17 protein-coding genes are annotated in these 24,830 nt (G+C 43.0%); 8 read left to right on the forward strand and 9 right to left on the reverse strand.

The genetic code is table 11. From position 1 onward, the window contains the following. Nucleotides 1-73: 73 nt before the first annotated feature. The 4 genes from R7P69_RS07600 to tesA form a co-directional block, all read right to left on the reverse strand. Complete coding sequence (locus R7P69_RS07600) at nucleotides 74-1,729, reverse strand: ABC-ATPase domain-containing protein (RefSeq protein WP_238952661.1); 1,656 nt, start codon at nucleotides 1,727-1,729, stop codon at nucleotides 74-76. A 71-nt stretch (nucleotides 1,730-1,800) separates the two neighbouring features. Further along, complete coding sequence (locus R7P69_RS07605) at nucleotides 1,801-3,714, reverse strand: sensor domain-containing phosphodiesterase (RefSeq protein WP_238952660.1); 1,914 nt, start codon at nucleotides 3,712-3,714, stop codon at nucleotides 1,801-1,803. Between the two features lie 180 nt (nucleotides 3,715-3,894). After that, on the reverse strand, nucleotides 3,895-5,094 hold the full coding sequence (gene fabV, locus R7P69_RS07610; RefSeq protein WP_238952659.1) for an enoyl-ACP reductase FabV: 1,200 nt from the start codon (nucleotides 5,092-5,094) through the stop codon (nucleotides 3,895-3,897). An 82-nt stretch (nucleotides 5,095-5,176) separates the two neighbouring features. Then, nucleotides 5,177-5,779 carry a multifunctional acyl-CoA thioesterase I/protease I/lysophospholipase L1 gene (gene tesA / locus R7P69_RS07615; RefSeq protein WP_238952658.1) on the reverse strand — a complete coding sequence of 201 codons (603 nt, stop codon included), beginning with the start codon at nucleotides 5,777-5,779 and terminating at the stop codon, nucleotides 5,177-5,179. Here tesA and R7P69_RS07620 point away from each other — a divergent pair. The 3 genes from R7P69_RS07620 to R7P69_RS07630 all read left to right on the forward strand — a co-directional run bounded on the left by R7P69_RS07620 (nucleotide 5,778) and on the right by R7P69_RS07630 (nucleotide 10,718). Beyond that, complete coding sequence (locus R7P69_RS07620; RefSeq protein WP_005376323.1) at nucleotides 5,778-6,470, forward strand: ABC transporter ATP-binding protein; 693 nt, start codon at nucleotides 5,778-5,780, stop codon at nucleotides 6,468-6,470. The two genes, tesA and R7P69_RS07620, sit on opposite strands and share 2 nt — an antisense overlap. Then, complete coding sequence (locus tag R7P69_RS07625) at nucleotides 6,470-8,926, forward strand: ABC transporter permease (protein WP_238952657.1); 2,457 nt, start codon at nucleotides 6,470-6,472, stop codon at nucleotides 8,924-8,926. The genes R7P69_RS07620 and R7P69_RS07625 overlap by 1 nt, the downstream gene beginning before the upstream one ends. Nucleotides 8,927-9,278: 352 nt before the next feature. Continuing rightward, entirely contained in the window at nucleotides 9,279-10,718 is a 1,440-nt protein-coding gene (locus R7P69_RS07630) for an FAD-dependent oxidoreductase (protein ID WP_005376318.1), read from the forward strand. A 28-nt stretch (nucleotides 10,719-10,746) separates the two neighbouring features. On the opposite strand, the gene R7P69_RS07635 is transcribed toward R7P69_RS07630, so the two are convergent. Genes R7P69_RS07635 through R7P69_RS07645 form a run of 3 tightly spaced genes read right to left on the reverse strand, consistent with a single transcriptional unit; the run spans nucleotide 10,747 to nucleotide 13,117 of the window. After that, nucleotides 10,747-11,682, reverse strand: a complete 936-nt coding sequence (locus R7P69_RS07635) for a biotin-dependent carboxyltransferase family protein (protein ID WP_053349879.1) — start codon at nucleotides 11,680-11,682, stop codon at nucleotides 10,747-10,749. Then, nucleotides 11,679-12,362: a 5-oxoprolinase subunit B family protein gene (locus tag R7P69_RS07640; protein ID WP_064369254.1), complete on the reverse strand. Its 684-nt coding sequence runs from the start codon at nucleotides 12,360-12,362 to the stop codon at nucleotides 11,679-11,681. Before R7P69_RS07640 ends, R7P69_RS07635 begins: the two co-directional genes overlap by 4 nt. Next, nucleotides 12,362-13,117, reverse strand: a complete 756-nt coding sequence (locus R7P69_RS07645) for a 5-oxoprolinase subunit PxpA (RefSeq protein WP_005386314.1) — start codon at nucleotides 13,115-13,117, stop codon at nucleotides 12,362-12,364. The genes R7P69_RS07640 and R7P69_RS07645 overlap by 1 nt, the downstream gene beginning before the upstream one ends. A 319-nt stretch (nucleotides 13,118-13,436) precedes the next feature. On the opposite strand from R7P69_RS07645, the gene R7P69_RS07650 reads away from it, so the two are divergent. Beyond that, entirely contained in the window at nucleotides 13,437-15,395 is a 1,959-nt protein-coding gene (locus R7P69_RS07650) for a diguanylate cyclase domain-containing protein (protein WP_064369253.1), read from the forward strand. Between the two features lie 54 nt (nucleotides 15,396-15,449). After that, nucleotides 15,450-16,466 (forward strand): UDP-glucose 4-epimerase GalE, encoded by a 1,017-nt coding sequence (galE, locus tag R7P69_RS07655; RefSeq protein ID WP_005386320.1) that lies wholly within the window; start codon nucleotides 15,450-15,452, stop codon nucleotides 16,464-16,466. A 334-nt stretch (nucleotides 16,467-16,800) separates the two neighbouring features. On the opposite strand, the gene R7P69_RS07660 is transcribed toward galE, so the two are convergent. Further along, a complete protein-coding gene (locus tag R7P69_RS07660; RefSeq protein WP_033907072.1) occupies nucleotides 16,801-18,939 on the reverse strand; it encodes a TonB-dependent hemoglobin/transferrin/lactoferrin family receptor in 2,139 nt (712 codons plus the stop codon). Between the two features lie 231 nt (nucleotides 18,940-19,170). On the opposite strand from R7P69_RS07660, the gene R7P69_RS07665 reads away from it, so the two are divergent. Next, entirely contained in the window at nucleotides 19,171-20,058 is an 888-nt protein-coding gene (locus R7P69_RS07665) for a LysR family transcriptional regulator (RefSeq protein WP_017634152.1), read from the forward strand. 77 nt (nucleotides 20,059-20,135) lie between these two features. Here the strand turns inward: R7P69_RS07665 and R7P69_RS07670 are convergent, their stop codons facing one another. Beyond that, a complete protein-coding gene (locus R7P69_RS07670) occupies nucleotides 20,136-22,769 on the reverse strand; it encodes a bifunctional acetate--CoA ligase family protein/GNAT family N-acetyltransferase (RefSeq protein WP_085569030.1) in 2,634 nt (877 codons plus the stop codon). Between the two features lie 236 nt (nucleotides 22,770-23,005). Here R7P69_RS07670 and R7P69_RS07675 point away from each other — a divergent pair, with 236 nt between their 5' ends. Then, nucleotides 23,006-23,575 carry an SPOR domain-containing protein gene (locus tag R7P69_RS07675; protein ID WP_005390018.1) on the forward strand — a complete coding sequence of 190 codons (570 nt, stop codon included), beginning with the start codon at nucleotides 23,006-23,008 and terminating at the stop codon, nucleotides 23,573-23,575. A 149-nt stretch (nucleotides 23,576-23,724) separates the two neighbouring features. Beyond that, on the forward strand, nucleotides 23,725-24,714 hold the full coding sequence (locus R7P69_RS07680; RefSeq protein WP_033907069.1) for a D-alanine--D-alanine ligase: 990 nt from the start codon (nucleotides 23,725-23,727) through the stop codon (nucleotides 24,712-24,714). Nucleotides 24,715-24,830 lie beyond the last annotated feature (116 nt).

Here is a 24,830-nt window from a genome sequence, read left to right on the forward strand (position 1 = left end):
AAGAATAAAGATAAAGGAAGGCAGCTAACTATAGCTGCCTTTTGATTGAACTGTCTCTGTCAGCGTATCAAAACTAGCATGATGACTTAAACTGAGATTTTCGCATGCGGTTGAGGGCAGCCATAACGTCTAGTGTGCGTGGTTTGGCTAAGTCGCCTTGCTTAGGAAGAGCGGCATGCCACTCACCAGACAGCATTTCTTCAATCTCCTTCGCCGGATGATTACACCAACCTGGAAGTTGAGCAATTTGGAACCATAACCAGCCAATTGTGTTGACTTCATCGGCTGACTCTATCTGTTCCAAAGCGCTAAGATCAGTAAACTCTTTACCAAATCGAAGTGACTCTTTGCCTTTCGCATTCACACGGAACTTGCCGTCAGTCAGAATATTCATCAACGCAACGCGGTTCAGTGCTCGAGGTGGGAAGGTCTGTAAACGTTCTTCTGACTCGTTATGGCGTTGAGTAGGGTGCTGAGCGATAACTTCTTTCGCTTTTTCAGTCACATCAACGGCTTGGTAGTCGTGCATTTGAATGACGGTATCGGCAACGTCTAAGTAGTCGCCCGACCCACCCATAACGATAATGGTAGAGATATCAAGATCATCTCGTAATTGACCAATGCGGTCGACGAGAGGAGTAATTGGCTCATCACCTTTTGCCACCAATGCCTGCATACGCTCATCTCTAATCATGAAGTTGGTAGCAGAAGTATCTTCATCAATCAATAATGTGCTTGCACCCGCTTCAATAGACTCTTGAAGCCAAGCGGCTTGCGACGTTGAGCCTGATGCGTCTTGAGTAGAAAAGTCCGCCGTATCTTTACCCATCGGTAAATGGTTGATGTAGTTTGCCAGGTTCAAGTGGTGTACGCATCGGCCATCTTCGGCACGAATCTTCATAGCCTTGTTATCGGCAACAATGTATTCGCGACCATCTCCTGGAATATGATCGTAAATTGAACGCTCTATTGCATTTAATAAGGTAGATTTACCGTGGAAGCCACCACCTACAATCAGTGTGATACCTTTTGGAATTCCTAATCCTGTGACATGGCCCTTGTTTGGCGCATGTAAAGTGACTTGTAGAGATTCAGGGGCTTTAAACTCAACGGCTTCTTTCATTGGAAGGTCGCAATTACCTGCAATTCGAGGAAGAATACTGCCGTTTGCGACAAACGCGACTAAGTTATTGGCCTCTAACTGTTCTCGTAGGGCATCTTGGTCTTCAACAACTTGGCAGTGCTTAATTAAAGCGGCTTTGTCGAGTTCACGCTCTAAAGTTGCTCGACGGATAAACTTAGGCAGGTGGAAAGTCAGTATATTGTTGGCTTTTTTCCCCAATACTGAACGACCTTCGGCTGGTAAGTTAACTCGAAAACGCAGTTCAATACCTTCTTCAGTAAACAACACCGCGGTGCTATCCAGTACAGTTTGGCCTGTCAGTGAAATTGATACTGAGTTTTCTTGTTTAGCAAACTGTTCAAAACTACGCGCAATAAAATCACGTGCAGCTCTTTGAAATGCAGGAGACTCGTCTCTTAGCCACTCAAGACCAGTCAAAGACCATGCGCGAGTCGCACGAAAACGTGACGCCGATGCATAAGGGTCACCCTGTACATGATCGACAAACAAAGTGAAATCAGTGAAGTCGTATTGACCTTTGATTTGCTGATAAGCTCGGTAGTTCTGCTTTTCAATTTTCTTAAGCGTGGCAGTCAACTGATCCATGAAGATATTGGCCTTTTAATAGAAGCGGGCGGCGATTATAGAAACCACCGCCCTCATAGTAAAGAGAATGCTTAGGAAGAGTAGGCGTATTGCCCGCCAGAAAGGCGCTGATTAAACAAACTTTGCTCAAATTCATTACAAGGCATAGGTTTACCATAAAGAAAACCTTGTCCGATATCACAGCCCTCACCAATGAGAAACTGCTCTTGTTGGGGAGATTCAATGCCTTCGATCACGACTTGGAGTTCCAGTTTTTTCGCAATGTGTATGATAGAACAAATTATCGCGCGATCATCGTCCGACTTTTCCATTTGCTGGACGAAGCTTTTATCAATTTTGATGGCATCAAATGGATATTTCTTTAAATAGCTGAACGAGGCATATCCTGTACCAAAATCATCAAGTGACAATGTCACACCTAGTTTGTGCAACTTATTTAACGTTGTGCGTGCTACTATTTCATCGGCAATTAGAGCGCTCTCGGTTACTTCGAGTTCGAGAAAGTGTGCTGGCAAATGGAAAGTGTCGAGTAGGTGTTGCACTTGTTCTGCAAAATTTACGTTTTGTAATTGAATGGGAGAAACGTTGACGGCAATTTTGAAGTTATCGATTAACTCAGACCATTGTTTCGCTTTGTCTATCGCGGTACGCAGAACAAAAGAGCCAACTTCAAAGATAAGCCCGTTTTGTTCGGCCATATGTATCAATGCTTCGTTGGAAACGTCGCCAAGTATTGGATGTCTCCAGCGAAGCAAGGCTTCTGCGCCAATCCATTTACGTGTTTTGGAGTCTACTTGAGGTTGAAAGTACAACACTAAATCGTCGTTACGCACTGCTTGTAAAAGGTAACTTTCCAGTTCATTGTGACTATTGAGATCCGCCGAATGATTTTCTCTAAAATAACTAAAAGGTTCGCCGGATTCTTTACATAGAAGCATCGCGTAACATGCATGTTGAAGGATACGCTTAGCATTGCTGCAATCTTTGTAAGCTTGAACTATACCGATATACGTGTGCAAATGTATTTCTGTTTTGTTGAAGACAAATCCATCTACGCTAATTTTAGTGATATCATCTAATAGTTGATTTAACCGAGCTTCAATATCCTCTCCCCAAATCAATAAAACCATGTCATTCGAACTTGGTCTACCAGTGATAAATCCGCTAGCACCGTGTCTGGTTAATCTGGAGTGAAATTCTTTTAAAATGTTGTCAAAGACCTCGAACCCGTGCCTGGTCTGAATACTGCGAGCGTTACTAAAACCAATGTTGATGACCACAAGCGATTGCTGATCACTATCAAGGGACTGTAAGGTGTATTGGACAATGTTCTCAAGTGCAGAGCGATTTAGAAACCCAGTTCCCTGATCATGTGTTTTTTGGTAGCTCACTTGTTTTTCCGCGGCTTTACGGCGATCAATTTCTTGTGTTAAGGAGTAACTTAACTGGGCTAAATCCGTGGTACGATTTTCAATTCGACTCTTTAGCTCGGTGTTAAGTCGCTGAAGTTTATGTTGTTGGTACACAACTGAAAGCTGTGCTTCGATTGAATCTTTGAAAGTTTCAAGCAACTGACGGTAACTATCGTTGTACTCGTTTCTCTCAGAGTCAAGCATACAGATTGTTCCAAATGTTTCCCCATTTGGCCAGAATAGCGGTAAGCCGCAATAAGAAATCATGCCTAGTTTGATGTCTGGGTTATTTTGCCATTCTTCATCTTCAAGCGCATTGGGGATTACAAGCTCGCCTTTCTGTTCTATAACTTGCTCGCAATACAAACCGTTACCAAGCTGCTCTGCATCGCCAGTACGATAAGGATTACCTAGAGTTTCGCTAGATGTATTTACTTCTATGCGATCCGGATGGATACGCATAATTAATGTGGTGGGTACGTGTGTTATTTGAGCCAGTAAGTTGACGATTTCCTGCCAACTTCTTCGCATAGACTCAGGGATTTCGTAGTCTAATGTTTGCAATCTCCCCATATAGGTCATCCTTTACGTGGTTTCACTTCCTGTGAATTAAAAATGCAGACTGCTCTATTTTGTTCTCGCTTTTTAATTAAGTATAGGGTGGCTAGGGCTCGAAACAAAAAAAAGTCCTGAAAAGTGTTCAGGACTAGGAATAGTTGTCACATATCTCATCCTTGAAACAGGTAACAAGTATCAAGGCTTAAGCGACATTAACGATTCAATAGAAATGTCTTGCGAATAGTCGACATCTTCAAAGTTAAAGCCATTGAGCTTCATAAACTCATCTTTAAAACCTTGGTAATCACCAATCTCTTTAAAGTTTTCAGCATTCATCTGTTCTAAAAGAGCGTGGACTTCTTGTTGAACTTGCGGTTCAAGTTCCAAGTCATCTATTCGAATCAAGCGTTCGCCGTCAACTGGCACTTTCTCTTGATCGTATAACTTCGTAGTAAACAGTCGCTGCATTTGTTCAATACAGCGTTCGTGAGTACCTTTTTCCTTCATCACTTGATAAAGCGCTAACAGGTAGGGACTTAGCGCAGGGATGAATACACTGGCTTTCGTCACCAACGCCTTACACACGGTTGCGTAAGCACCGCCGTCAAAGTTGGCGAGTTTGAGGTTTAATGAATGACTGGTTTGGTGTAAATCGATTTTCGCTCGACCTAACGTACCATCGAGATAAATTGGGTGCGTAATGTCAGGGCCCATGTAAGAAAAGGCGATGGTTTTGCAGCCGTTTGCAATAGAGTCGTTATTGATGAGTGTGTCAATCCAGCTTTCCCAGTCTTCGCCGCCCATTACTTTAATGGTGGCGTTGGCTTCTTCTTCTGTTGCTGGCGTTAAGGTGGTTTCTATCCACTTATCGTTCTCCAGCATGATAGAAGCGCCAGTGACAGGCTCACCAATCGGTTTAATGACACTGCGCCAAAACTCATCAGATTTAGGTTTAGGTCGAACACCGGTTGCCAAGCTATAGATGACTAAGTCAACTTCACCCTCAAAGTACGTTTCAATGGCTTCAATCACTTGATTGCGCACCGAACCAGAGAATGCATCACCAACAATATTTATTGCGGTATGCCCGGCTTGATTTGCTTCTTGCTTAAAAAAGACGTTGTTATACCAACCCGCACTCCCAACCCCTTTCTCTGAAGGGCCACGCTCAAATGAGACGCCAATGGTATCGGCGTTAGCGCCACCGAACGTTAGGGCGATTCGGGCCGCTAGGCCGAAACCAGAGGAGGCACCAATAATCAAAACCCGTTTTGGGCCTTTTTTGATCTGTGGGGCGCGTTTTACGTATTCAATTTGCTCTTTAATAGATGCATGACACCCTTTGGGGTGCGCAGAGCGAGCAACAACACCTTGAATTAACGGTTCTATTCGCATGTTGTTATCTATCCTCGATGAGTGGAATTGAAAATAGATTAACGTAAAGTTACGTAAAACTTATTGAGCTAGACCATTAAAATTAGAGATGTTTAATTAATTCTTGAGCAACGAAATCAGCGATCCAAGGTTGTGCATCTGGTTTTGGGTGAAGGCCATCATCCATCATCCACTCTGGTTTGGTGACAACATGCTCTAAGAAGAATGGCATCAAGGCAACTTGTTGATGCTGTGCAAGCTTAGGGTAGATATCGTAAAACATATCGCTATAGCGCTTACCATAATTAGGTGGAACCCGAATTTGCATCATGACAACGTCCGCACCAGAATCTTTTATCATGATAATCATTTTTGAAAGATTCGACGTAATAAGTTTAGGAGGGAAACCTCTCAGTCCATCGTTGGCACCTAACTCAATAAGTACCATGTCAGGGCTATGCTGAGTTAGCAACTGAGGTAACCGTGCTAAGCCATTGCCGGTTGTATCGCCAGAAATGCTGGCATTAATAACTGTTACATCTTGACCATGTTCTGACAACGCATCAGGGAGTAAGCTAGGCCAACTCTCTTCGATCGGCATCTGATAGCCTGCACTCAAGCTATCACCCAAGACAAGTAGCTTTTCGCTCGCATGTGCAGTAGCGGAAAAACAAAAAAATAGAACTAAGGAAAGTATACGAATCATGCAAACACCTGTACTTAATGCACCTATTGTTCAAGCCAATTTGGTTTCTAAACAAGTCTCTACTAATCAAGAACAATTAACAATCCTCAAAGACGTAAATGTTGACATCCGAAAAGGAGAAAAAATCGCCATCGTCGGAACTTCCGGTGCAGGTAAGTCAACATTGATGACGTTGCTAGCTGGTCTTGATACGCCGACATCAGGCGAAATTACTTTATTAGGTCATGAATTATCAAAACTGGACGATGAAGCACGTGCGAAAATTCGGGCTGACTCTTTAGGTTTCGTTTTCCAAAGTTTCTTGTTAATCCCGAGTTTGAGTGCATTACGTAATGTCACGCTTCCTTGTCTTTTACGTGGTGAAGCCGAAGATGAAGCAAGAGCAGCGGAATTATTAGCTGCTGTTGGATTGGAAAAACGTGTCGACCATTTACCAAGCCAGTTATCTGGTGGTGAACAACAGCGAGTTGCGCTAGCGCGTGCATTTATGACACAGCCTGAGCTGTTGTTCGCAGACGAGCCTACCGGCAATCTTGACCATCAAACCGCAGACAAAGTGATTGAGCTGCTATTCGATCTTAATGAACAGCACGGGACAACTCTGATTTTAGTAACACACGATGGTCATCTAGCAAGCCGATGTGACCGTATCTATCGTATGGAGGCGGGTGAGCTTAAGGAGGAGATATAATGTCTGCAGTATCATCAAGTGAAGCAACATCCACAGAGCAAAACAGTACAACACAGCACTCGTCGAATAAAAGTTTGATACGTTGGAGTTTCGGCGAAATAAGGCAGGGGAATCTTTGGCCTATTAGCGTTGCTCTTATTCTCGTGATTGCGAGTATCTTTGCGCTTTCTGCATTAGCAGAACGAATGGAGCAGGTGATCGTCAAGCAGGGGAAGGATGCATTAACGGCAGATGCGGTGTTTGTGTCTGCTAATCCCATTCCGGACACGTTGTTAACCTCGACTGAAAACCTTGAACGTTCGATGATGACGCGATTTGCCACTATGGCATTTAGCGATAATGGTATGCAGCTTATTTCTGTAAGGGCGGTGGATGATAATTACCCTTTAATGGGAGAGCTCGTTCTTGAAAATAATCCGGCCGGTCGCGTTAAAGAGAACCAACTCTGGCTTGATGAGCGGATTATGACTCAACTAAACGTAAACTCAGGTGACAGCGTCACGATAGGCGATGCCGAGTTTACTGTATCAGGCGCAGTATTGATGGAACCTGGCTTGAGCTTTAATCCATTTCAGCAAATGCCTTCTGCATACATTCATCAAAGTGACGTAGATAAAACAGGAGCAATTCAAGTTGGGAGCCGAGTTCAATACCGTCTGTTTTTACAAGCCGATGATAAAACACTAAAGAGCTTACAAGATGATACGCAGCTTTCTCCGAGCGATCGCTGGCGCACGCAAGATACTGCCAGTCGTAGTAATGAGGTTTTTGAACGCACGACGCAGTATCTGTCGTTGACCGTAGCGATTGTCATCATTATGGCAGCGACAACATTGGTTCTTACTTGTCAAAATTACGTGAACAGCCGGACACAAACTATCGCGATGTTGAAAAGTCTTGGTGCGAGCCGCCGATGGATTGAAAAGTGGTTATTTATTCAAGTCACAATCCTTCTCATTAGTGCCAGTGTCGTCGGTCTATTGTTAGGGAGCGGGCTGGAATATTTATTACGTATTCCACTCAAAGACTTATTACCCGACCCACTCCCTAGTTACGGCGTCACACCATTTTTGGTGGCATTTATCTCAGCAGTCTTGATTACGGTGCCTGCTCTCGGTATACCACTTTTAGGCTTGATTAAAACTCCCGCGTTAGAAGTGCTACAGCAGGGTAAAGCGCAACGTTCTTGGAAGCGAATGTTACTTGTTCTAGTGCCCGTTATTCCATTACTTTTACTGTATGCTGATAACACCTTAGTTTGGATCGTGCTCACTGGTATAGCGGTACTGTTTGTGGTACTCGCAGCAGTTAGCGTCACACTCACAAAGCTGTTTGCACGTATGTCAACCCATTCTGCAATGAAGCTTGCGTTGAGTCGTATCAACCGGACGCCAGTAACCAGCGGTCTACAGTTTGGTGCTTTGGCATTATCTTTGATGTTGCTGTCTATCATTTGGCTTGTGCGCAGCGATATTCTCGCTGATTGGGAGAGAACCTTACCTGCAGACGCGCCAAATGTGTTCGCTTTAAACATTGGTGATTATGATCTCGATAACTACCTAGAAACCCTAGATAAAAATGGAGTTACGCGGTCCCAAGCTTATCCAATAATTCGTGGACGACTAACAGAGATCAACGGTCAAAACGTCAAAGAGGTTGAGTACGAAGGAGAAGGTTCTGACGCGATACGTCGAGAGCTAAACCTGACATGGGGAGACAGCCTACCAGAATATAATGATGTGCTTTCGGGTGAATGGACAAACAAAGGGAGTGTATCTGTAGAAGCGGATGTAGCAAATGACTTAGGCATCAAACTCGGTGATACGCTGCGCTTTGTAATAAACAGTCAGAATTACGATGCAGTAGTAGATACCATCCGTTATGTCGAATGGCGTGACATGAAGCCTAACTTTTATTTTATTTTCTCATCTGACGTGATGACTAATTTACCTGGTTCTTACCTCATCAGTTATAGGATTGAAGAAGGAAATGAAGCGTTGTTGACGTCAATGTCACGTGCTCACCCAACGGTCTCTGTTTTAGATATCCGAACTATGGGCGAGAAAATTCAGGCTTTGATTCAGCAAATCGTATCAGCAATCACCATCCTTGCTCTTTTAGGCGTTGTTGCTGGTCTGCTGCTCATCTTTACTCTACTGAGGTTAAGCTTGTCCCAACGTCAACAAGAGATTCGTTTGTATCGCACATTAGGTTCAAGTAAGAAACGGATCAACACAACCCTGTGGGCCGAGTACGGAATTATGGCGTTGATTGCTAGTGGTGTTGCGGTATTCGCTGCGGAAGTTTGTGTGGCCGCAGTCATGACATATGGATTCGATCTCAATGTACAAATTCACCCCGAATTGTGGATAGCTTTACCGCTTGCAACATTTGTTACGTTGGCACTTGTAGTGATGAGTTTGTTGAAAAGATTGTTAACGCCAGTAAACACTTAATCGCAGAGAGTGTTATCAAGTTTGGAACACTCCATGACACTTTTATTTTAGTTATCCACAAAAACAGTGGATAACTTTTGGGATAACTAAATGGGGTAAAAAGTGGGGTGTTTCTGCAGGCTTTGCGCCATGGGTCTTACAGTGAAATTCTTATTCACATAGACACAAAAAAGTGTCTTCTTAACCATGTCGTCAAGTACTTTTTCGCAAATTTTTTCTACTTTAATGCACTTTACAGGCGCTGTTGGATATTTCGCAAACCCATGAACTTTTTGTGATTTTAATCAAGTTCAAACACGAGTAGAATCCACCGTTAGTAAAGAATTTTCCTTATAAAATTTTTAGTGAAGCAATGAAGTCTGAGTTTCCAAGTTATAAAGATAAGCATATCGCTGTTGTTGGTGGCGGTGTAGCAGGTGCAACAGCAGCAATTCATTTTGCGGAGCTGGGTTTTAAAGTTTCCGTAATAGAGAAGGGCGTATCACTAGTAAATGGTCCACCCATTTGTCATTTGCATGCTGGTGGTAATTTATATCGAGAGATTTCCGAGCAACAATGCTTAGACTTGTTAGCACAATCTATTGATACTGTTCGCCTGTATCCGCTTTCACTGAATATTCGTCCGACAATCATCGCGGTTCCTCATTCCGATGGTGGAGACCCATCCACACTAATTCCGCGATTAGAGGTTGTGAAAAGTGCTTATCAGACGCTCGTTGATAAAGATGAGAGTAATAAAGTGCTCGGCGAACCAAGCGAATACTACAAACTGTATTCAAAAGCGGAGCTAGAAGCTCTCGCGCAACGTACTCAACCAAGTCATCCTACAAACTTCGATGAGTGGTGTATTCCTTTTGCTCAACATGCTGATCTTGAAGCGCTAAAGTATCCTGTTGTCGCAGTTCAAGAATATGGTTGGAGTGTTTTTCGCCTCGCCGCAATTGCCAACTTAACACTAGATACGCTTCCTAATGCTTCAGTCTTCACACAAGCAACGTTCAAGCAAGCCGATTGGATGGGGGAACACTGGCAACTTGGCTATGAACGTGAAGGTATCGATTACCTTATGACATGCGACTACTTGGTTAACGCGTGTGGCTTTGAAACAGGCTCAATTGACAACACAGTTGGTGCCAAGCGAGACAGGTTGGTGGAGTTTAAAGCCGCTTACGTTACGAGGTGGGCAGACTGTCAACAACAATGGCCAGAAGTTATTTTTCATGGCCCGCGTGGAACCGATAAAGGAATGGCTCAATTGACGCCTTATGGCGATGGTTACTTTCAACTTCATGGTATGACAAAAGGAATCACGCTGTTTGAAGATGGTTTAGTGGAGAGCACGAACTCATCTGCTCAACCTGAACTGCCTATGCCTTTACTCTCGAAGATCCGTAACGGCTGGAGAGAAGAAGTGTTAGAAGAGCGAACGAACAACGCCATCAAACACATGGCACAGTTCATTCCCGACTATCACTCTGCTGTAAAAGGAGGAAAAGCATTATTTGGCGCTCAGCAAATTCCCGGCACAGATCCAGTACTCAGAGCGGCAGATGTGACTTTTGAAGATAACCACTACGCGAGAATAGAGGTGGTAAAAGCGTCATCGACACTACTCGCAGCGCAAAAAATGCTTCAATTCTGGTTTGACATCGATCCTAACCAAAATGTGGAAACACAGCATCCGGTCGCTGTAAAGTGGTCTGAACAAGAGGTCGAGCAGTACGCGATTAAACTCACTCAAGAGCGAGGCTATCCACAAGCTTTAGCAGTGCGTTATGGTATGCCTGCATAATCGGCTGTGTTTGGGCTCAGTGGTTGTATTAATACCCAAAAAACTGAGCCCATTGGCACCATACTTCTTGCAAGCCTATTCTATCTCCTTTCACAAAATTGACTTTTTGTCCGGGTTTCGCCTGTGCCAGTCTAGGTAAGTCAATACGAGCTACGCAGCCAAATTTAGGATACCCGCCAATAGTCTGGTGATCGTTGAGCAGCACAATAGGGTTACCATCGCTAGGTATTTGAATTGAACCTAACGCAATTCCCTCTGATAGTACGCCTTCGTAAGGTGGACGAATGTTATTGCCCTCAAGACGGTAGCCCATGCGATTCGAATTGGGGGAGATGATGAATGCTTTGTTATAAAATGCTTGGCGAGCGTCTTCATCAAAGTCCTCGTTCTGATAGCCTTCAATCACTCTCAGCTTAATGGGTAAGTTGTAATCTGGCTTAAAGCGAAACGTCATTTGCCTTGGTTTACGTTTCGGTAAGTTATGAGGGACAAAGGGAAGAATATCACCAGCTTTCAAAGCGCCACCATTTGAATCATAACCACCTAGAGATTCTCGCAAGACGGTCGATGCGCTTCCTAAGTGCTGAGCAACATTGAATCCACCTTTAACCGCTAGGTAGGAGCGAAGTCCATTCCTTGCGACTCCGAACTGAAGCTTCTGTCCTTTTTTCAACGTAAAGTCAGACCAATTTGAAATAGGTTCACCATCTATTTTTGCATTTAAATCACCGCCACATATAGCAAGGTGGCAGTTATGCAATGCAATAAAACAAGCGTTACCCAGAGTAATTTCAATCGCAACGCAATTGACTACGTTACCAAGCAAATGGTTGGCCCAACTGTAAGCATAGTCGTCGACCGGGCCACCTTGAGTCACACCGACATGCGCTAAGCCAAAACGACCAAAGTCTTGAACTAAAGAGAGCGGTCCTGGCTTTTCCACCAGTAATCCACCGTAACTCATAGTACGCCTCCTAAATCGATAAACTCTTGTTTTGAAATAGCATTAAAGGTGACCTTGTCACCCACTTCAAACGGTATAAAAGGAGGAGAGTCGGAGAAGAGCGCAAGCGGGCTTTTACCAATAATGTTCCATCCGCCAGGACTATCTGATGGATAGACGGCCGTTTTAGAGTCTGCGATTCCTACACTTCCGGCCGGCACTTGAGTTCTTGGTGTGGCAAGCCTTGCCATGTGCAATTGAGTATCAACGTCCGAGAGAAATGCAAAGCCTGGAGCAAAGCCAATTGCAGAAACCGCGTACTCGGTTTTCGTATGCAGGGTAATAAGATCGTCTAATGACAGACCTCGCATTTTAAAACGAGATAGATCTAACGCGGTTTCTTCAGAGTAATATACAGGGATAGTAATGTGATTTGGCTGGGAAAGCTTAAGTGATTGAGTATCAAACTGGCTCACGATTTGTTGCAGCTCATTGGCTAAGTTCTTTTCGTTGATTCGAAAAGGTAAGTAATCAATGAGAATAGTTTGATAGGAGGGGACAACGTTCATAACAATTGAAGCGAAAGTTTCTCTTATGCTGCGAGCAAGCTCTCCTACTGCATTTTCAGAAATACTCTCATCAAACTTAATGAAAATACTGCACTCGGAGATCAAAGAGATATTAAATTTCTCTTTATGCATTAATTTCCTCCAGCGTATAGGCTTTGGCGGATCTTTTGGATCAGCGCGATCGACTCTTCATTGTCACCATGAACACAAATTGTGTCGGCTTCCAATAATATGTAACCGCCTGAAGCGGTTTTGACACGCCCAGAGTCAGCTAAGGTCCGGACTTGCTCAAGTATCGCGTGCTCGCTTTTTAACACGGCATTGGGCTGTGTTCTAGGAGTCAGTAAGCCGTCATCTTGGTACAAACGATCTGCAAATGCTTCAAATAGCAAGGGAACATCATAATCGTCTGCGATTTCTAAGTATTTTTCGTTTTCCTGTGAAGCTAGGATCATTAACGGTACTTTGAACAGTGCTGCCGCCTTAACTACCGCTCTAAATATCGCATCACTTTTCATCATGTCGTTGTATAGAGCGCCATGAGGCTTTATGTAACTGATGTCTGTGTATTGCGCCCGGCATAATGCTTGTAAAGCACCAACCTGATATATAACCATGTTCGTAATTTCATCACCCGTCATGCTTATGCTTCGTCTGCCAAAGCCTTGTAGGTCGGCGTAACCTGGATGTGCGCCAATATCAACATCGTTGTCATTCGCTAGGGTGATGGTGTCGTGCATGACATTAGGGTCGGAGGCATGAAAACCACACGCGATGTTCGCCATATCAACATGGGGCATCACGTCTTCATCTGCGCCCATACTCCAAGAGCCAAAGCTCTCGCCCATATCACAGTTCAATGTAAGTTGCTGTTTATTCAATGTCATACGTTTTATTTCTACACAAGCAATGGGTTTACGATGCAGGAAAATGCATCTAGGTTCAGTGACTCACTTCATTCTTCTATCATGAAAACGAAGCTTTTTGAGCAGATAGCTGGCGAAAAAGATCACGTTAGTCCATAAAGATGTTGCCGTTATTTGAGTTGATCCGAATTTTAAGGTATTTCGTTTCTTTTCCATCCAATTTTTGAGAATTTAAGGTTATTTTGCATTAGCATCGTGTTAATCTTGTCGCCCTTCATGGGTGATAGATTGCATAATGGTTCTTCTGTCATTTTTGTGGTTGTCTGCGACAGGAATATATATGTCATTACGAGCGAAGTTTATTTGGCCTCTTCTGGTCTTTTTAACGGCTATCTTTGTTATCTCAAAAGGTTACACCTCGTATACTGTATACCAATCGTCTAAGCATGAACTGGTCGAGCAGACAAGAAAGTTGATTAACAACGTTTCTTTCTCAATTAAAGATGCGCTGACGACAAAGGACAAGCAAAAAGCTCAAACTATTCTCGCCAACTTTTTAAACCAGCCAAATGTAACTCGGGTCAAACTTTATGACCAAGATGACCAACCATTCGCTGTTATGGAGATAAGTGGGGCACTGGCACCCGTTCCAAGTCAAACCGAAAGAAGTAGGTTGCACGCTCTAGGCTATGCCTTATCAACCAAATTTCTTTATGTTCTAGAGCCGATTATCCATGATGGCTATGTCATTGGTAGCATGAGAGTTACGCTTTCTCATCGCCCAATTGTAGAAGCCATACAATCTTTACTTCAAGATGGCGCTTTACTTCTTCTGTTTCTGATCGCTGGTGGCACTGTTTTTTACATAAGTATCGAGAGGCTTGTTCTCAGGCCCGTGATGGAACTCAACCGCGTAATAGAGAATGTGACACACGGACGAAACACGGAAAATCAAGCTCGCTATTACGCCAAGGATGAAATTGGAGACCTCGCGCGCTCTTTCAATCAAATGATGAATAGGTTAACAGTACGTGAGAAGCAGCGGCAACATTCGCTAGACACACTAGAACAAAAGCGCGCATTTTCAGAAGAGGTTATCGAATCTGTTCAGCATGCATTAGTTATTACCGACAATTCCGGACGTGTTATTCATTGTAATACGGCGACCCAGCAAATATTTCAAAAAAAATTAGATGAACTTAAATATGCCAATATTCGTGATCTAATTAAAACCAAAACACCGAATGAGCTGAGTCAGATCCTGAGTCGAGGCCTAGAGTGCGATGATATTCACCTCAAAAATGCAGATAACGAACAGCAGTTGAGCCTAACCAGTCGTCGCCTCTCGACACATGAATACTTACTGTTTTCGATTCAAGATATCACCGAAATTGAAGAAGCCATAAACCGGCAACGTGTTGCGGGGCGTGTTTTTGAAAGCAGCCAAGATGGTCTCATTGTTCTTAATCATCGCGGTGTCATTACGATGGCAAACCCTGCCGTCACTAAGTTAGTCGGCTTAGAGGTGGATCAGCTTATTGGGAAATCATTCATCCAAACGCTAAAGTGGCGCAAGTTACAGGAAATGATGCCTAGTATCATCGAGTCGATAGAAAATTATGGCGTTTGGCAAGGTGAAGTTATCGAGAAGAACCATATTGGTCAGTTTGTACCGATGTTTGCTCGAGTCAATCGTATCGTTAAGTGTGAAGACTATGGTTTCTATGATCTGGTTATTGTTCTTACCGACCTTTCCGGCGCAAAAGAGATGGAACGATTGGAGCATTTAGCTCATCACGATGCTTTAACGGGGTTAGCCAATCGATCTAAGTTCCATTTAGAGTTGGAACAACTAGTACAACGCTCTGGATACTTGCGTGACGAATTTGCAGTTTTGTACCTCGATCTGGATGGATTTAAAGAAGTTAACGATACCTACGGTCATGATGCAGGTGATGAAGTTTTGAAAAAAGTTTCCGAGCGTCTAACATCTGCGACGAGACATAGTGATTTAATCGCAAGACTTTCTGGTGATGAATTTGTCATGTTGGTAAATCCCGCCAATCAAAAAGTGGTCACCCGAATAGCAGAACAGTTGCTCGAGAGCATATGTGCTCCAATTGAGTACAAAGGTCACTTACTCAAAGTTGGCGTTAGTATCGGCGTAAAATTAGTCGGCGTAAATGAGCGCGATGCTACTCGAGTTTTAAAAAGTGCGGATACGGCAATGTATCAAGCAAAGAAAGCCGGAAAAGGCCAAGCAATATTAATGGGATGCGAATTACAAGAGACAGTTTAAATCGTAACGTCAAAGCTTTAAACTAACCCAATTCGCGTCAGAAGGAATAATAAAATGAAAGTACTCGTTACGGGTGGTATGGGCTATATCGGTAGTCATACGTGTATTCAAATGATCGAAGCTGGCATGACGCCAGTGATTCTAGACAACCTGTACAACAGTAAATCTACGGTATTAGATCGAATTGAAAAGGTATGTGGTGTAAAGCCAACCTTCATTCAAGCCGATATCAGAGATAAATTGGCGATGGTAGAAGCACTAAAGTCACACAATATTGAAGCTGTTATCCATTTTGCAGGTTTAAAGGCCGTCGGTGAGTCTGTAGCAAAACCTTTAGAGTATTACGACAACAACGTTAATGGCACTTTAGTATTGGTTGATGCAATGCGTGAAGCCGGAGTTAAATCGTTGGTATTTAGTTCATCAGCGACTGTATACGGTGATCCTGCTTCTGTACCCATCACAGAGGACTTTCCAACTAGCGCAACTAACCCATATGGGCGCAGCAAATTAATGGTAGAAGAGTGTTTAACCGACTTCCAAAATGCGAACCCTGACTGGAGCATTACACTTCTTCGTTACTTTAACCCGGTAGGTTCACATCCAACAGGCGAGCTAGGTGAAGATCCTCAAGGTATTCCCAACAACTTAATGCCGTTTGTTTCTCAAGTTGCGGTAGGGCGCAGAGAGTTCCTTTCTGTGTTTGGTAGTGATTATCCGACCAAAGATGGCACAGGCGTACGTGATTATATTCATGTAATGGACTTATCCGATGGTCACGTTGCTGCATTAGAAAAAGTAGGTAGCAAAGCTGGCCTTCATATCTATAACCTCGGTACTGGTAACGGCTACAGTGTACTGGACATGGTGAAAGCATTTGAAGCCGCAAGTGGTAAAGATGTCCCATACCAACTTGTTGAGCGTCGTCCAGGTGATATTGCAGAGTGTTGGGCGGATCCATCAAAAGCGATGAATGAGTTAGGTTGGAAAGCAACTCGCACTCTAGAAGAAATGACTGGCGATACATGGCGCTGGCAGTCTACTAACCCTCAAGGTTATCCAGATGCCTAATCTTTAATTTACATAATAGTAACAAAAAGGCGCATAATTGCGTCTTTTTTGATCCAAATCGGAAAAAATCGTAAATTACTGGTTAAAAGGTAGCAAGTATATATAGAGCTGTTAAACTATGCCCGACTCTTAATTTGGGTTATAAATTTTCTCATAGCTATTGGGGTAGTTCATGGAACTCGGTCTGATCATCACTTTCATCATTGCAGCAGCAGTAATGGTGAAAAAAGAGATGGCAAAACAGTAAACTTTCATTTTTCATACTTTTCTTTACATTTTTGAAATGAAAGCCATAAAAAAGCCAGCATTACGCTGGCTTTTGTGTTTTTAAGGTTTAGAACTCGTATTTAACACTAATGTTGTAATTACGCTCAGCTTGCGTTTTGTCTCGACTTAACTCAGTCTTACCGCGAACATCGTTCCAAAGATGGTATTCTTCATTCGTTAGATTCATAACACCAGCACGAATGGTTATATCTTTCATTGGTTTGTAGTACGCCGTTAAGTCAACGACTGTCGCAGACGGCAAAGCAACTTGGTCTTTGATTCCGCCTTTATCACCATCAGAGTTGATATCACTGTTCGATTTCTTAGCCGTGTAGTTTACTTTTAGGCTTGTCCCCCAAAGTGCATTTGGTGAATCGTAATTTACAGCAGCTACGGCATTCCATGGGTTTACACTGTTCAAAGGATTACCATCACCATCTTCACCTTCTGTGTATGCTGCAACAAAGCGAGTTGTCACGCCTGATGGAAGACCAGCAATGGCATGCCAATCAAGACGGTTAGAGAGCTCAACCCCTTTAATGTTTGCTTCACTAATATTGATATTTGTGAATTCAGTTAAACCACCATTGTTTGATGACGTTTGCTCAATAAAGTCACTGTAATCACTGTAGTAGAACGCTACTTCAGTTGCCGACGCTGCAGTGTTATGACGGTAACCAAGCTCATAAGACAAACTCTTTTCAGATCCCAAATTTGGGTTAGGGCGGTTGGTATAGCCATGAGCCGGATTATCGTAGGTGTAGTAAAGCTCGTCGAACGATGGCGCTCGGAACCCTTGGCTCACTTGCGCGAAGATCGTGCCTGGTTGCGATATAGAGTAAGTTGCTCCTAAACGACCAGTTAATGCAGAGTCGCTAAACTTCTCGAATGACTCTTCAGAAGTATTTGAAGGATTAGTAGAGAAGTAATCGTAACGCACACCTGGAGTCAGAATTAGCTTGTCATTAAGAAGCGAAATTTCATCTTGCAAGAATAAACCAAAGCTTTCTTCTTTTGCATCCGGTGTGTAAACGTAAACAGTATCTGGCGTGCCAGGATCGGAATTAAACTCGCGATTGGTATTACTGATGTCACTATGTTTGTACGATATTCCGTAAACAATATAGTGATTTTGAATCTCTTTATCTAACTGAGTTTCGAATTCAAATTTGTCTTCAGTATATTCGTAATCTTTTTTCTGTTGGTTGTCACCACTAGGCGGTACGTAAGGTGGGTAACCAGGGCTAGCTTCGATAAAGCGATTAGAGACGCCGTTTTCTTCTTTACCAATCCATGTAAGCTTGGACGTGATCGTATCCGAGATAGCTGCATCTGCAAACCAAATGTGCTTGAGCCCAATGCGATTTTGCTTGGTTGTGTCTTCAGCGTTGAAGTTTTTGTAACTTTTATGTGCGATCTCTGAGTCAGTCTCGTTGTAAATAACTTCTCCCAAAAACTCCAAGCGATGAGCGTCATTCAATTGAGATTGAAGTTTTACCAATAGATCGTTTTTGTAATAATCTTGGTTGTCCACAGAATAGTTATCGTAAGGCGCCTTAGAGAAATTTTGTAGCTCTGCACCATCACGGCGTGTAAAGGCTACAAGTGCTTCTGTACTACCGAAACGCTTTGCTAAAGCTACATGCTCACTAAAAGAGTTATCTTCCGATGAATAAGAGAGTTTAGCTTGACCACCAAAGTCTTTGCCATCTTTGAGGAAATCCTTCGGATCTTTTGTTTCGAATGCGACAACACCGCCAATTGCATCACTACCATGTAGGCTAGAAGCTGCTCCTTTAACAATTTCGACACTCTTTAGCATATCGGGGTCGACAGTAACGGCACTAGAATTGATAAACGAATATGGTCCACCGCTGAATACACCTGGTTGAGATGCACCGTCTACTAAGATTTTAACTCGTTTACCTTCCATCCCGCGAATGTTAATACTTTGGACGCCTTGGCGTTGAGTGCCATTAACAGTAACACCTGGCGTATACTCGAATAGATCATTCAAGTCCTTTACCATGTTTTCTTCGATGTCTTTCTCTGATACAACAGCAACAGAAGCAGCAACAGTGTTTATGGTTTGGTTGGTACGGGTGGCCGACACAACGACTTCTTCAAACTTAGAAGCTTCTTCCGCATAAGCAGTATGGGAAAGGGCAACTAAAATGGAGGCTGACAAAATTGATTTTTTATACATTGGCTTCAATACCTTAGATCCATAATAGGTAACAACACGCGGATATTAATGGATCTAAATGGTAATTACTATCATTACCATTGTCATTTATTGATTTGTATTGAATCTTCTTCTTAGGCTATTAGCATTCCTAGTCTTTATTTATCAATATGTTATATAATTTGTCGTTAGTTCTTGATAAGTTCATCCAAATACAACGAATGTGATAAATGTCACATTAAGAGAGGCCATGTGCAGAGTCCAATTACGTTAGAAGCACTCCATATTCTAGATGCTATTGATCGAAGAGGGAGTTTTGCTGCTGCTGCGAATGAGTTAGACAGAGCCCCGTCATCGCTGAGCTATCAAATCCAGAAACTCGAGCAAGATTTAGACATTATTATCTTCGATCGCTCTGGTCACAAAGCCCATTTTACTGAAGCAGGTAAGCTTATTCTTGAAAGAGGAAGAGCCATTTTACAAGCCAGTGAAAAGTTAGTGAACGATGCAACGTTATTGGCGAATGGTTGGGAACTGGATATTACCATTGCCTTTGATGGCATTATTCCTATATCCAATTTTTTCCCGATGGTTGATGCGTTGGCCGAGGTCAGCTCAACTCGAGTCAGGCTGCAAGAGGAGATTCTGGCTGGTAGCTGGGAGTCTTTGAATACGGGGAGAGCTGATTTACTGATTTGCCCATCACTGGATACGCTTCCTCAAGAAGTTAAGTCAGAAAAAATTGGTAAAATGAGTATGTATTGGGTAGCTTCCGCTGATCACTATGTTCACAAGCGTAGTGGTAAGTTTGATGAAGCAGCGCGAGAAAAGTATCGGATTATTGCTATTGCAGATACCGCACGTGAGCAACCCGCGCTCTCAATTAATATCATTCAAAAACAACCTCGCTTGACCGTCACCAACTTTACGGCAAAAGTAGAAGCGCTAACTGCAGGTTTAGGCATTGGTACATTACCAAGCCAAATTGCACAACCTCTTATTGATAGTGGTGTATTGAAACGAATCGAAGGCACTGAAGAACAGCCGATGGATATTATTTTGGCATGGCGCCGGAACACTATGGGTGAGGCAAAATCCTGGTGTATTCAGTACTTAAAAAAGAATTGGAAACTAAAGTAACAACGTAACTTTTACTTCTTAGATTCCCATTGATTATCGAATGTAAGAAGTAAAAGTCATCGCTAATGCTGCGCTTTTCAATTTAAAGGGAGCACCATATCTGCCGTACCGTCTGCAAACTGGACATCGATCTCAAACCCCAAGTTCTGAGCCAACATCAACATTCCTCTGTTTGTTGGCATGGTCATTCCAGACATTTGCTTTGTGCCTTTAATTTTGCAATAGCTGATTATTTTCTGCATCAGCACTTTGCCTAAACCTTTTCCTTTCAAATCTGAACGAACCAAAATAGCAAACTCAGCGTCACTATTGTCTGGTGTAATCAATGCGCGGGCTACCCCTATGATAGACGGTCCGTCAGTATTAAACGCTACCGCAACAAACGCCATTTCGCGGTCGTAGTCGATTTGAGTAAAGTTTGCCAAAGCCTCATGGTTGAACTCTCCAACTTCAGAAAAGAAACGTTTATAGAGATCTTCTTTCGATACGCTATTAATGAATTGAGCATGCAGCGGCTCATCCTCAGGCAAGATAGGGCGAAGCAGGATAGGTTGGCCATCTCGAAGCGTTACAGTTTCGACAAACTCTGCCGGGAAAGGGCGAATCGCTAGCCGTTTTTGGGCGTCTCCTTCGTATTTACACAGTGTGACATCTGCATCAAGGATAGTTAAATCGCTTCCGGACACTAGCACTGGATGGATATCCAGTTTTTGTATTTCTGGTAACTCAACTGCCATTTGGGAGATACGAACCAAGAACTTCGACAACTCAGTAATATCGAGCGCATCTTTGTGTTTCTGCAGGCGAATCTTTCCAGACTTTAGGGCAACAACGACAAGGTAGCGCGCAAGCGTCATGTTCAAAGGAGGAAGTGCAGCGACGGCATCTTGGGCGATATTCCACTCAGAGCCGCCTTGACCAAGCAAGATCACTGGTCCAAAGACTTTATCTACTGCAATACTAATCCGTAGCTCTTCAGCGCTGCCGAGCTTTGCCATCCCTTGTACCAACAGCCCATGTACATTGGCGGAAGGGTAGCTGAGCTTTACGGTATCTAAAATGGATAGCGCTGCGTTGGAAACTTCTCGACTGTTTCTTAAATTTAGAGCGACACCGTGAACATCCGATTTATGAGGAATGTCTGGAGAACGCAATTTAACCGCAACAGGATATCCAATATTTTCTGCCATATGAACGGCTTCAATGTCGTCAGATGCAATCCACGTAGGCAAAACGTTAAACCCGAACAGCTTAAATAATGGGCTGGTTTGATGCGTATCCAAGGTAACTGTGTTTTTATCCAGTAGTCGTTCGTTTACCCATTCTTTTGCTGAACTCACACTTCCAGAATGTAATGGCTCTGCCGTCGTTGGCGTTTCCATTAGTTGTTTCTGGTTTCGTCTGTATTCGACCAAGTGCATGTATGCTACAACCGCACTTTCAGGTGTTCTATAGGTTGGAATGCCTGCTTGAGTAAAGGCCAGTCGCGCTTCTCTCGACGTTTGTTCTCCTGACCAGTTGGTCAAGATATTAAAATGCTTATGCCGAGGGTGAGATTTGATGGCATTAATAACGACTTGAGCAGTTTCAAGAGGATCAGAAACAGCAGAAGGACTATGCATAATCAATATCGCATCTGCACAGTCGTTATTCATCAGTGCGTTAATGGTATCAATATAGCGTTTTTGGGTTGCGTCACCAGACAGATCAATTGGATTTCGAGCACGCCAGTTGGATGGAAGTACTGCTTGTAATTGCTCAATGGAAGCGTCATCAAGCGTTGCGAGTTGGCCACCACGTTCAATCAAAGTATCAACGGACATAACAGCAGGGCCGCCGCCATTGGTGATGATCGCTAAACGCTCTCCACGAAGTGGCACAGAATGCGTGAGTGTTTCTACCGCGGCAAAAAGCTCATGCGTATTGCTGACTCGTAACATACCAGTTCTGCGAATAGCAGAATCGTAAATTACGTCAAGTGTATCTCCGTCTTGCTGCTCAAAAGTATTCATCTCTTTAGAGCGGCCCGCTTTTAGCACCAATATACGTCGGTTACGTGAAGCGGCGCGCGCAGCAGACATAAATCGGCGAGCGTCTTGGATATTATCAACATAAAGCAGAATAGCTTCAGTGTTTCCATCCATACTCAAATAGTCGAGCAAATCTGCAAAATCGATATCTTGTCCGCGCCCAATCGAAATGAACGAAGAAAAACCAATGTTCTTATCATTTGCCCAGTCTAAAACCGTGGTACAAACCGCCGCGGATTGTGAGATGAAAGCAATTTTTCCGGGTTTAGCTGCAACAGGGGAAAACGTGCAGTTAAAATTGTGCCAAGGAAGGATGATACCTAAGCTGTTTGGGCCTAAGACTCGAATGTTCAATGATGAGATATCTAAAGGATTAGGGTCATCAGAGATAACAATCGCAAACGGTGTGCCTCTCTCATCTAGCTCTTTAAGCAATTGCTCGTTACGTGAAACGTTCGTACACAAAATTGCAATATCTGGCGTATAGGGCAGGGAAGCTACATCAGGGTAAGCGATCACGCCAGATACGGCTTTATATCGCGGCGTTACTGGCATAATCGCGCCACCAAATCCACTTTGTAGAAGGTTGCGCATCACAACATGTCCTGCTCGCAATGCTTTTTGAGATGCCCCAATAACGGCCACAGAGTTGGGTTTAAAGAGTTTATGTAGTTTATTCATGCTGACTCCTGGCCGTTTGTAAGTCACGTTGGCTTCTCGGTTTCATATCAATCATAAACGAATAATTTACTGATAAAACATCTTCAGACCAGACATTGCAGAAAATGTGTACGATGCTTATGGAGTTTGTGTTATTCATCACATCAAAATCACAGATTATTGTATTTGATGCTTGATAAACGGCCCTGCTATCGGCATGATTTATCGTAATATTTATCCAGAGCATTTGTTACTTCATGAAAAAAATCGCAATCATCGGCTTGTCAGTTCTGCTTTCTGCTTGTGCATCTGAAACTTACATCACGGATGTGACCTCAGAAAGTTACCGAGAGGACTACAAATCAGATCGTATCTCTAAACCAATTATGGCGTCTGAAAACGCTGTAGTAGAAAAAGACGTACAACCAACTGTTGTGAAAATGACGGCAAAGCCTGAAGAGAAGAAAGTAGTCAAGCTAACGCCAAAAGAGCAGGCGAAGCCAGTTAAGATCGTACCACCAAGTAAAAAGCAAGCTGGCATTCAACGATTCGGCTATACCATTCAAGTCGCAGCTGTGGGTAGCCAAGCGAAAGTCGATCAGTTTGCAAATAAGCTGCCACAGAACGGTCAGCCAATTTGGGAAAACTACAAAGTTGTAAACGGTACTAAGTGGTTCTCAGTTTTGTACGGAGACTACGCAACAAGCGCAGAAGCCAAGCAAGCGATTTCGACTTTGCCAGCTCAATTTCAGCAGTTAAGGCCATTTGTTAAAAGCATTGATGCAATCAAAAACTCAGCTTACCCAACGCTTAACAAATTAAATTAACACATCAAATAAGGGAGCGAATAGCTCCCTTATTTATTTGCTCAAATCCTATTCGAACAACATTCCTCACATTAAAATTACTGTACGTCACACTTCAAAGGTTTATCATAATAAATAGTATCTTTTGTAGGTCACGGAAAGATGGATTCATGATTAAAAATATTCTTTTACTATGCGGCGGTGGCTCTTCTGAGCACGAGATTTCATTATTGTCTGCAAATTTTGTCGAACAACAACTAAATCTTATTGAAGACGTTCACGTTACACGCGTAGAAATAAAAAACGAAGGTTGGATGACCAACCAAGGTGAGTTGGTTTACTTGGATCTCAATACCAAGCAGTTGTGCTCAAGTGAATCTAATCAAACCATTGATTTCATCGTGCCTTGTATACATGGTTTTCCTGGCGAAACAGGCGACATTCAATCTCTGTTTGAAATCGCAGGTATTCCTTATCTTGGCTGCGGGCCAGAAGCGAGTAGCAATAGTTTCAATAAAATCACATCTAAGCTTTGGTACGACGCTATCGGCATACCCAATACGCCATACTTATTCTTAACGCGAAACGATGAAGAAGCTCACGTTCAAGCTCATAAAGCCTTTGAAAAGTGGGGAAAAGTTTTTGTTAAAGCCGCTCGCCAAGGCTCTTCCGTTGGCTGTTACAGTGTCACAGAAAAAGACAAGCTTTCTAATGCAGTAAATGATGCTTTTGGGTTTTCTGACCAAGTGTTGGTTGAGAAAGCAGTAAAACCTCGAGAGCTTGAAGTTGCTGCATATGAGATGAATGGCCAACTACATATCACTAAGCCAGGCGAGGTCATCGCGCCTGATGGTGCTTTTTACTCGTACGATGAAAAGTACAGCAGTTCAAGTCACTCGCTCACAGAAGTTGAGGCGAAGAATCTAACTCAAATACAATTAGATTCCATCCAACACGCGTCTGAGACGGTATTTAAACAAATGAATCTTCGTCATTTATCTCGTATCGACTTTTTCCTAACGGAAGATGATGAGATTTACTTAAACGAAGTAAACACATTTCCAGGAATGACTCCGATCTCAATGTTCCCTAAAATGCTTCAAAACAACGGGCACAAATTTCATGAGTTCTTGGAAGATTGTATAAACAGTGCAAAGTGATTAACGTTATCGAGACGCGTTTTATGATACAAGTTGTTTTCTAGAGCAAGGTTTATTCAAGCCGTATTTGAATATTGCTCAGTAGCAATTATGATTATATCAACGCATTAAACAGA

The sequence above is a fragment of the Vibrio sp. 661 genome (assembly GCF_033339315.1).
In the GTDB taxonomy this organism is placed as follows: domain Bacteria; phylum Pseudomonadota; class Gammaproteobacteria; order Enterobacterales; family Vibrionaceae; genus Vibrio; species Vibrio alginolyticus.

Bases quoted from the DNA above. Each gene is read 5' to 3' on its own strand.
- R7P69_RS07600 (WP_238952661.1), bottom strand. From the start codon at position 1,729: ATGGATCAGTTGACTGCCACGCTTAAGAAAATTGAAAAGCAGAACTAC.
- R7P69_RS07605 (WP_238952660.1), bottom strand. From the start codon at position 3,714: ATGGGGAGATTGCAAACATTAGACTACGAAATCCCTGAGTCTATGCGA.
- fabV (WP_238952659.1), bottom strand. From the start codon at position 5,094: ATGCGAATAGAACCGTTAATTCAAGGTGTTGTTGCTCGCTCTGCGCAC.
- R7P69_RS07620 (WP_005376323.1), top strand. From the start codon at position 5,778: ATGCAAACACCTGTACTTAATGCACCTATTGTTCAAGCCAATTTGGTT.
- tesA (WP_238952658.1), bottom strand. From the start codon at position 5,779: ATGATTCGTATACTTTCCTTAGTTCTATTTTTTTGTTTTTCCGCTACT.
- R7P69_RS07625 (WP_238952657.1), top strand. From the start codon at position 6,470: ATGTCTGCAGTATCATCAAGTGAAGCAACATCCACAGAGCAAAACAGT.
- R7P69_RS07630 (WP_005376318.1), top strand. From the start codon at position 9,279: ATGAAGTCTGAGTTTCCAAGTTATAAAGATAAGCATATCGCTGTTGTT.
- R7P69_RS07635 (WP_053349879.1), bottom strand. From the start codon at position 11,682: ATGAGTTACGGTGGATTACTGGTGGAAAAGCCAGGACCGCTCTCTTTA.
- R7P69_RS07640 (WP_064369254.1), bottom strand. From the start codon at position 12,362: ATGCATAAAGAGAAATTTAATATCTCTTTGATCTCCGAGTGCAGTATT.
- R7P69_RS07645 (WP_005386314.1), bottom strand. From the start codon at position 13,117: ATGACATTGAATAAACAGCAACTTACATTGAACTGTGATATGGGCGAG.
- R7P69_RS07650 (WP_064369253.1), top strand. From the start codon at position 13,437: ATGTCATTACGAGCGAAGTTTATTTGGCCTCTTCTGGTCTTTTTAACG.
- galE (WP_005386320.1), top strand. From the start codon at position 15,450: ATGAAAGTACTCGTTACGGGTGGTATGGGCTATATCGGTAGTCATACG.
- R7P69_RS07660 (WP_033907072.1), bottom strand. From the start codon at position 18,939: ATGTATAAAAAATCAATTTTGTCAGCCTCCATTTTAGTTGCCCTTTCC.
- R7P69_RS07670 (WP_085569030.1), bottom strand. From the start codon at position 22,769: ATGAATAAACTACATAAACTCTTTAAACCCAACTCTGTGGCCGTTATT.
- R7P69_RS07675 (WP_005390018.1), top strand. From the start codon at position 23,006: ATGAAAAAAATCGCAATCATCGGCTTGTCAGTTCTGCTTTCTGCTTGT.
- R7P69_RS07680 (WP_033907069.1), top strand. From the start codon at position 23,725: ATGATTAAAAATATTCTTTTACTATGCGGCGGTGGCTCTTCTGAGCAC.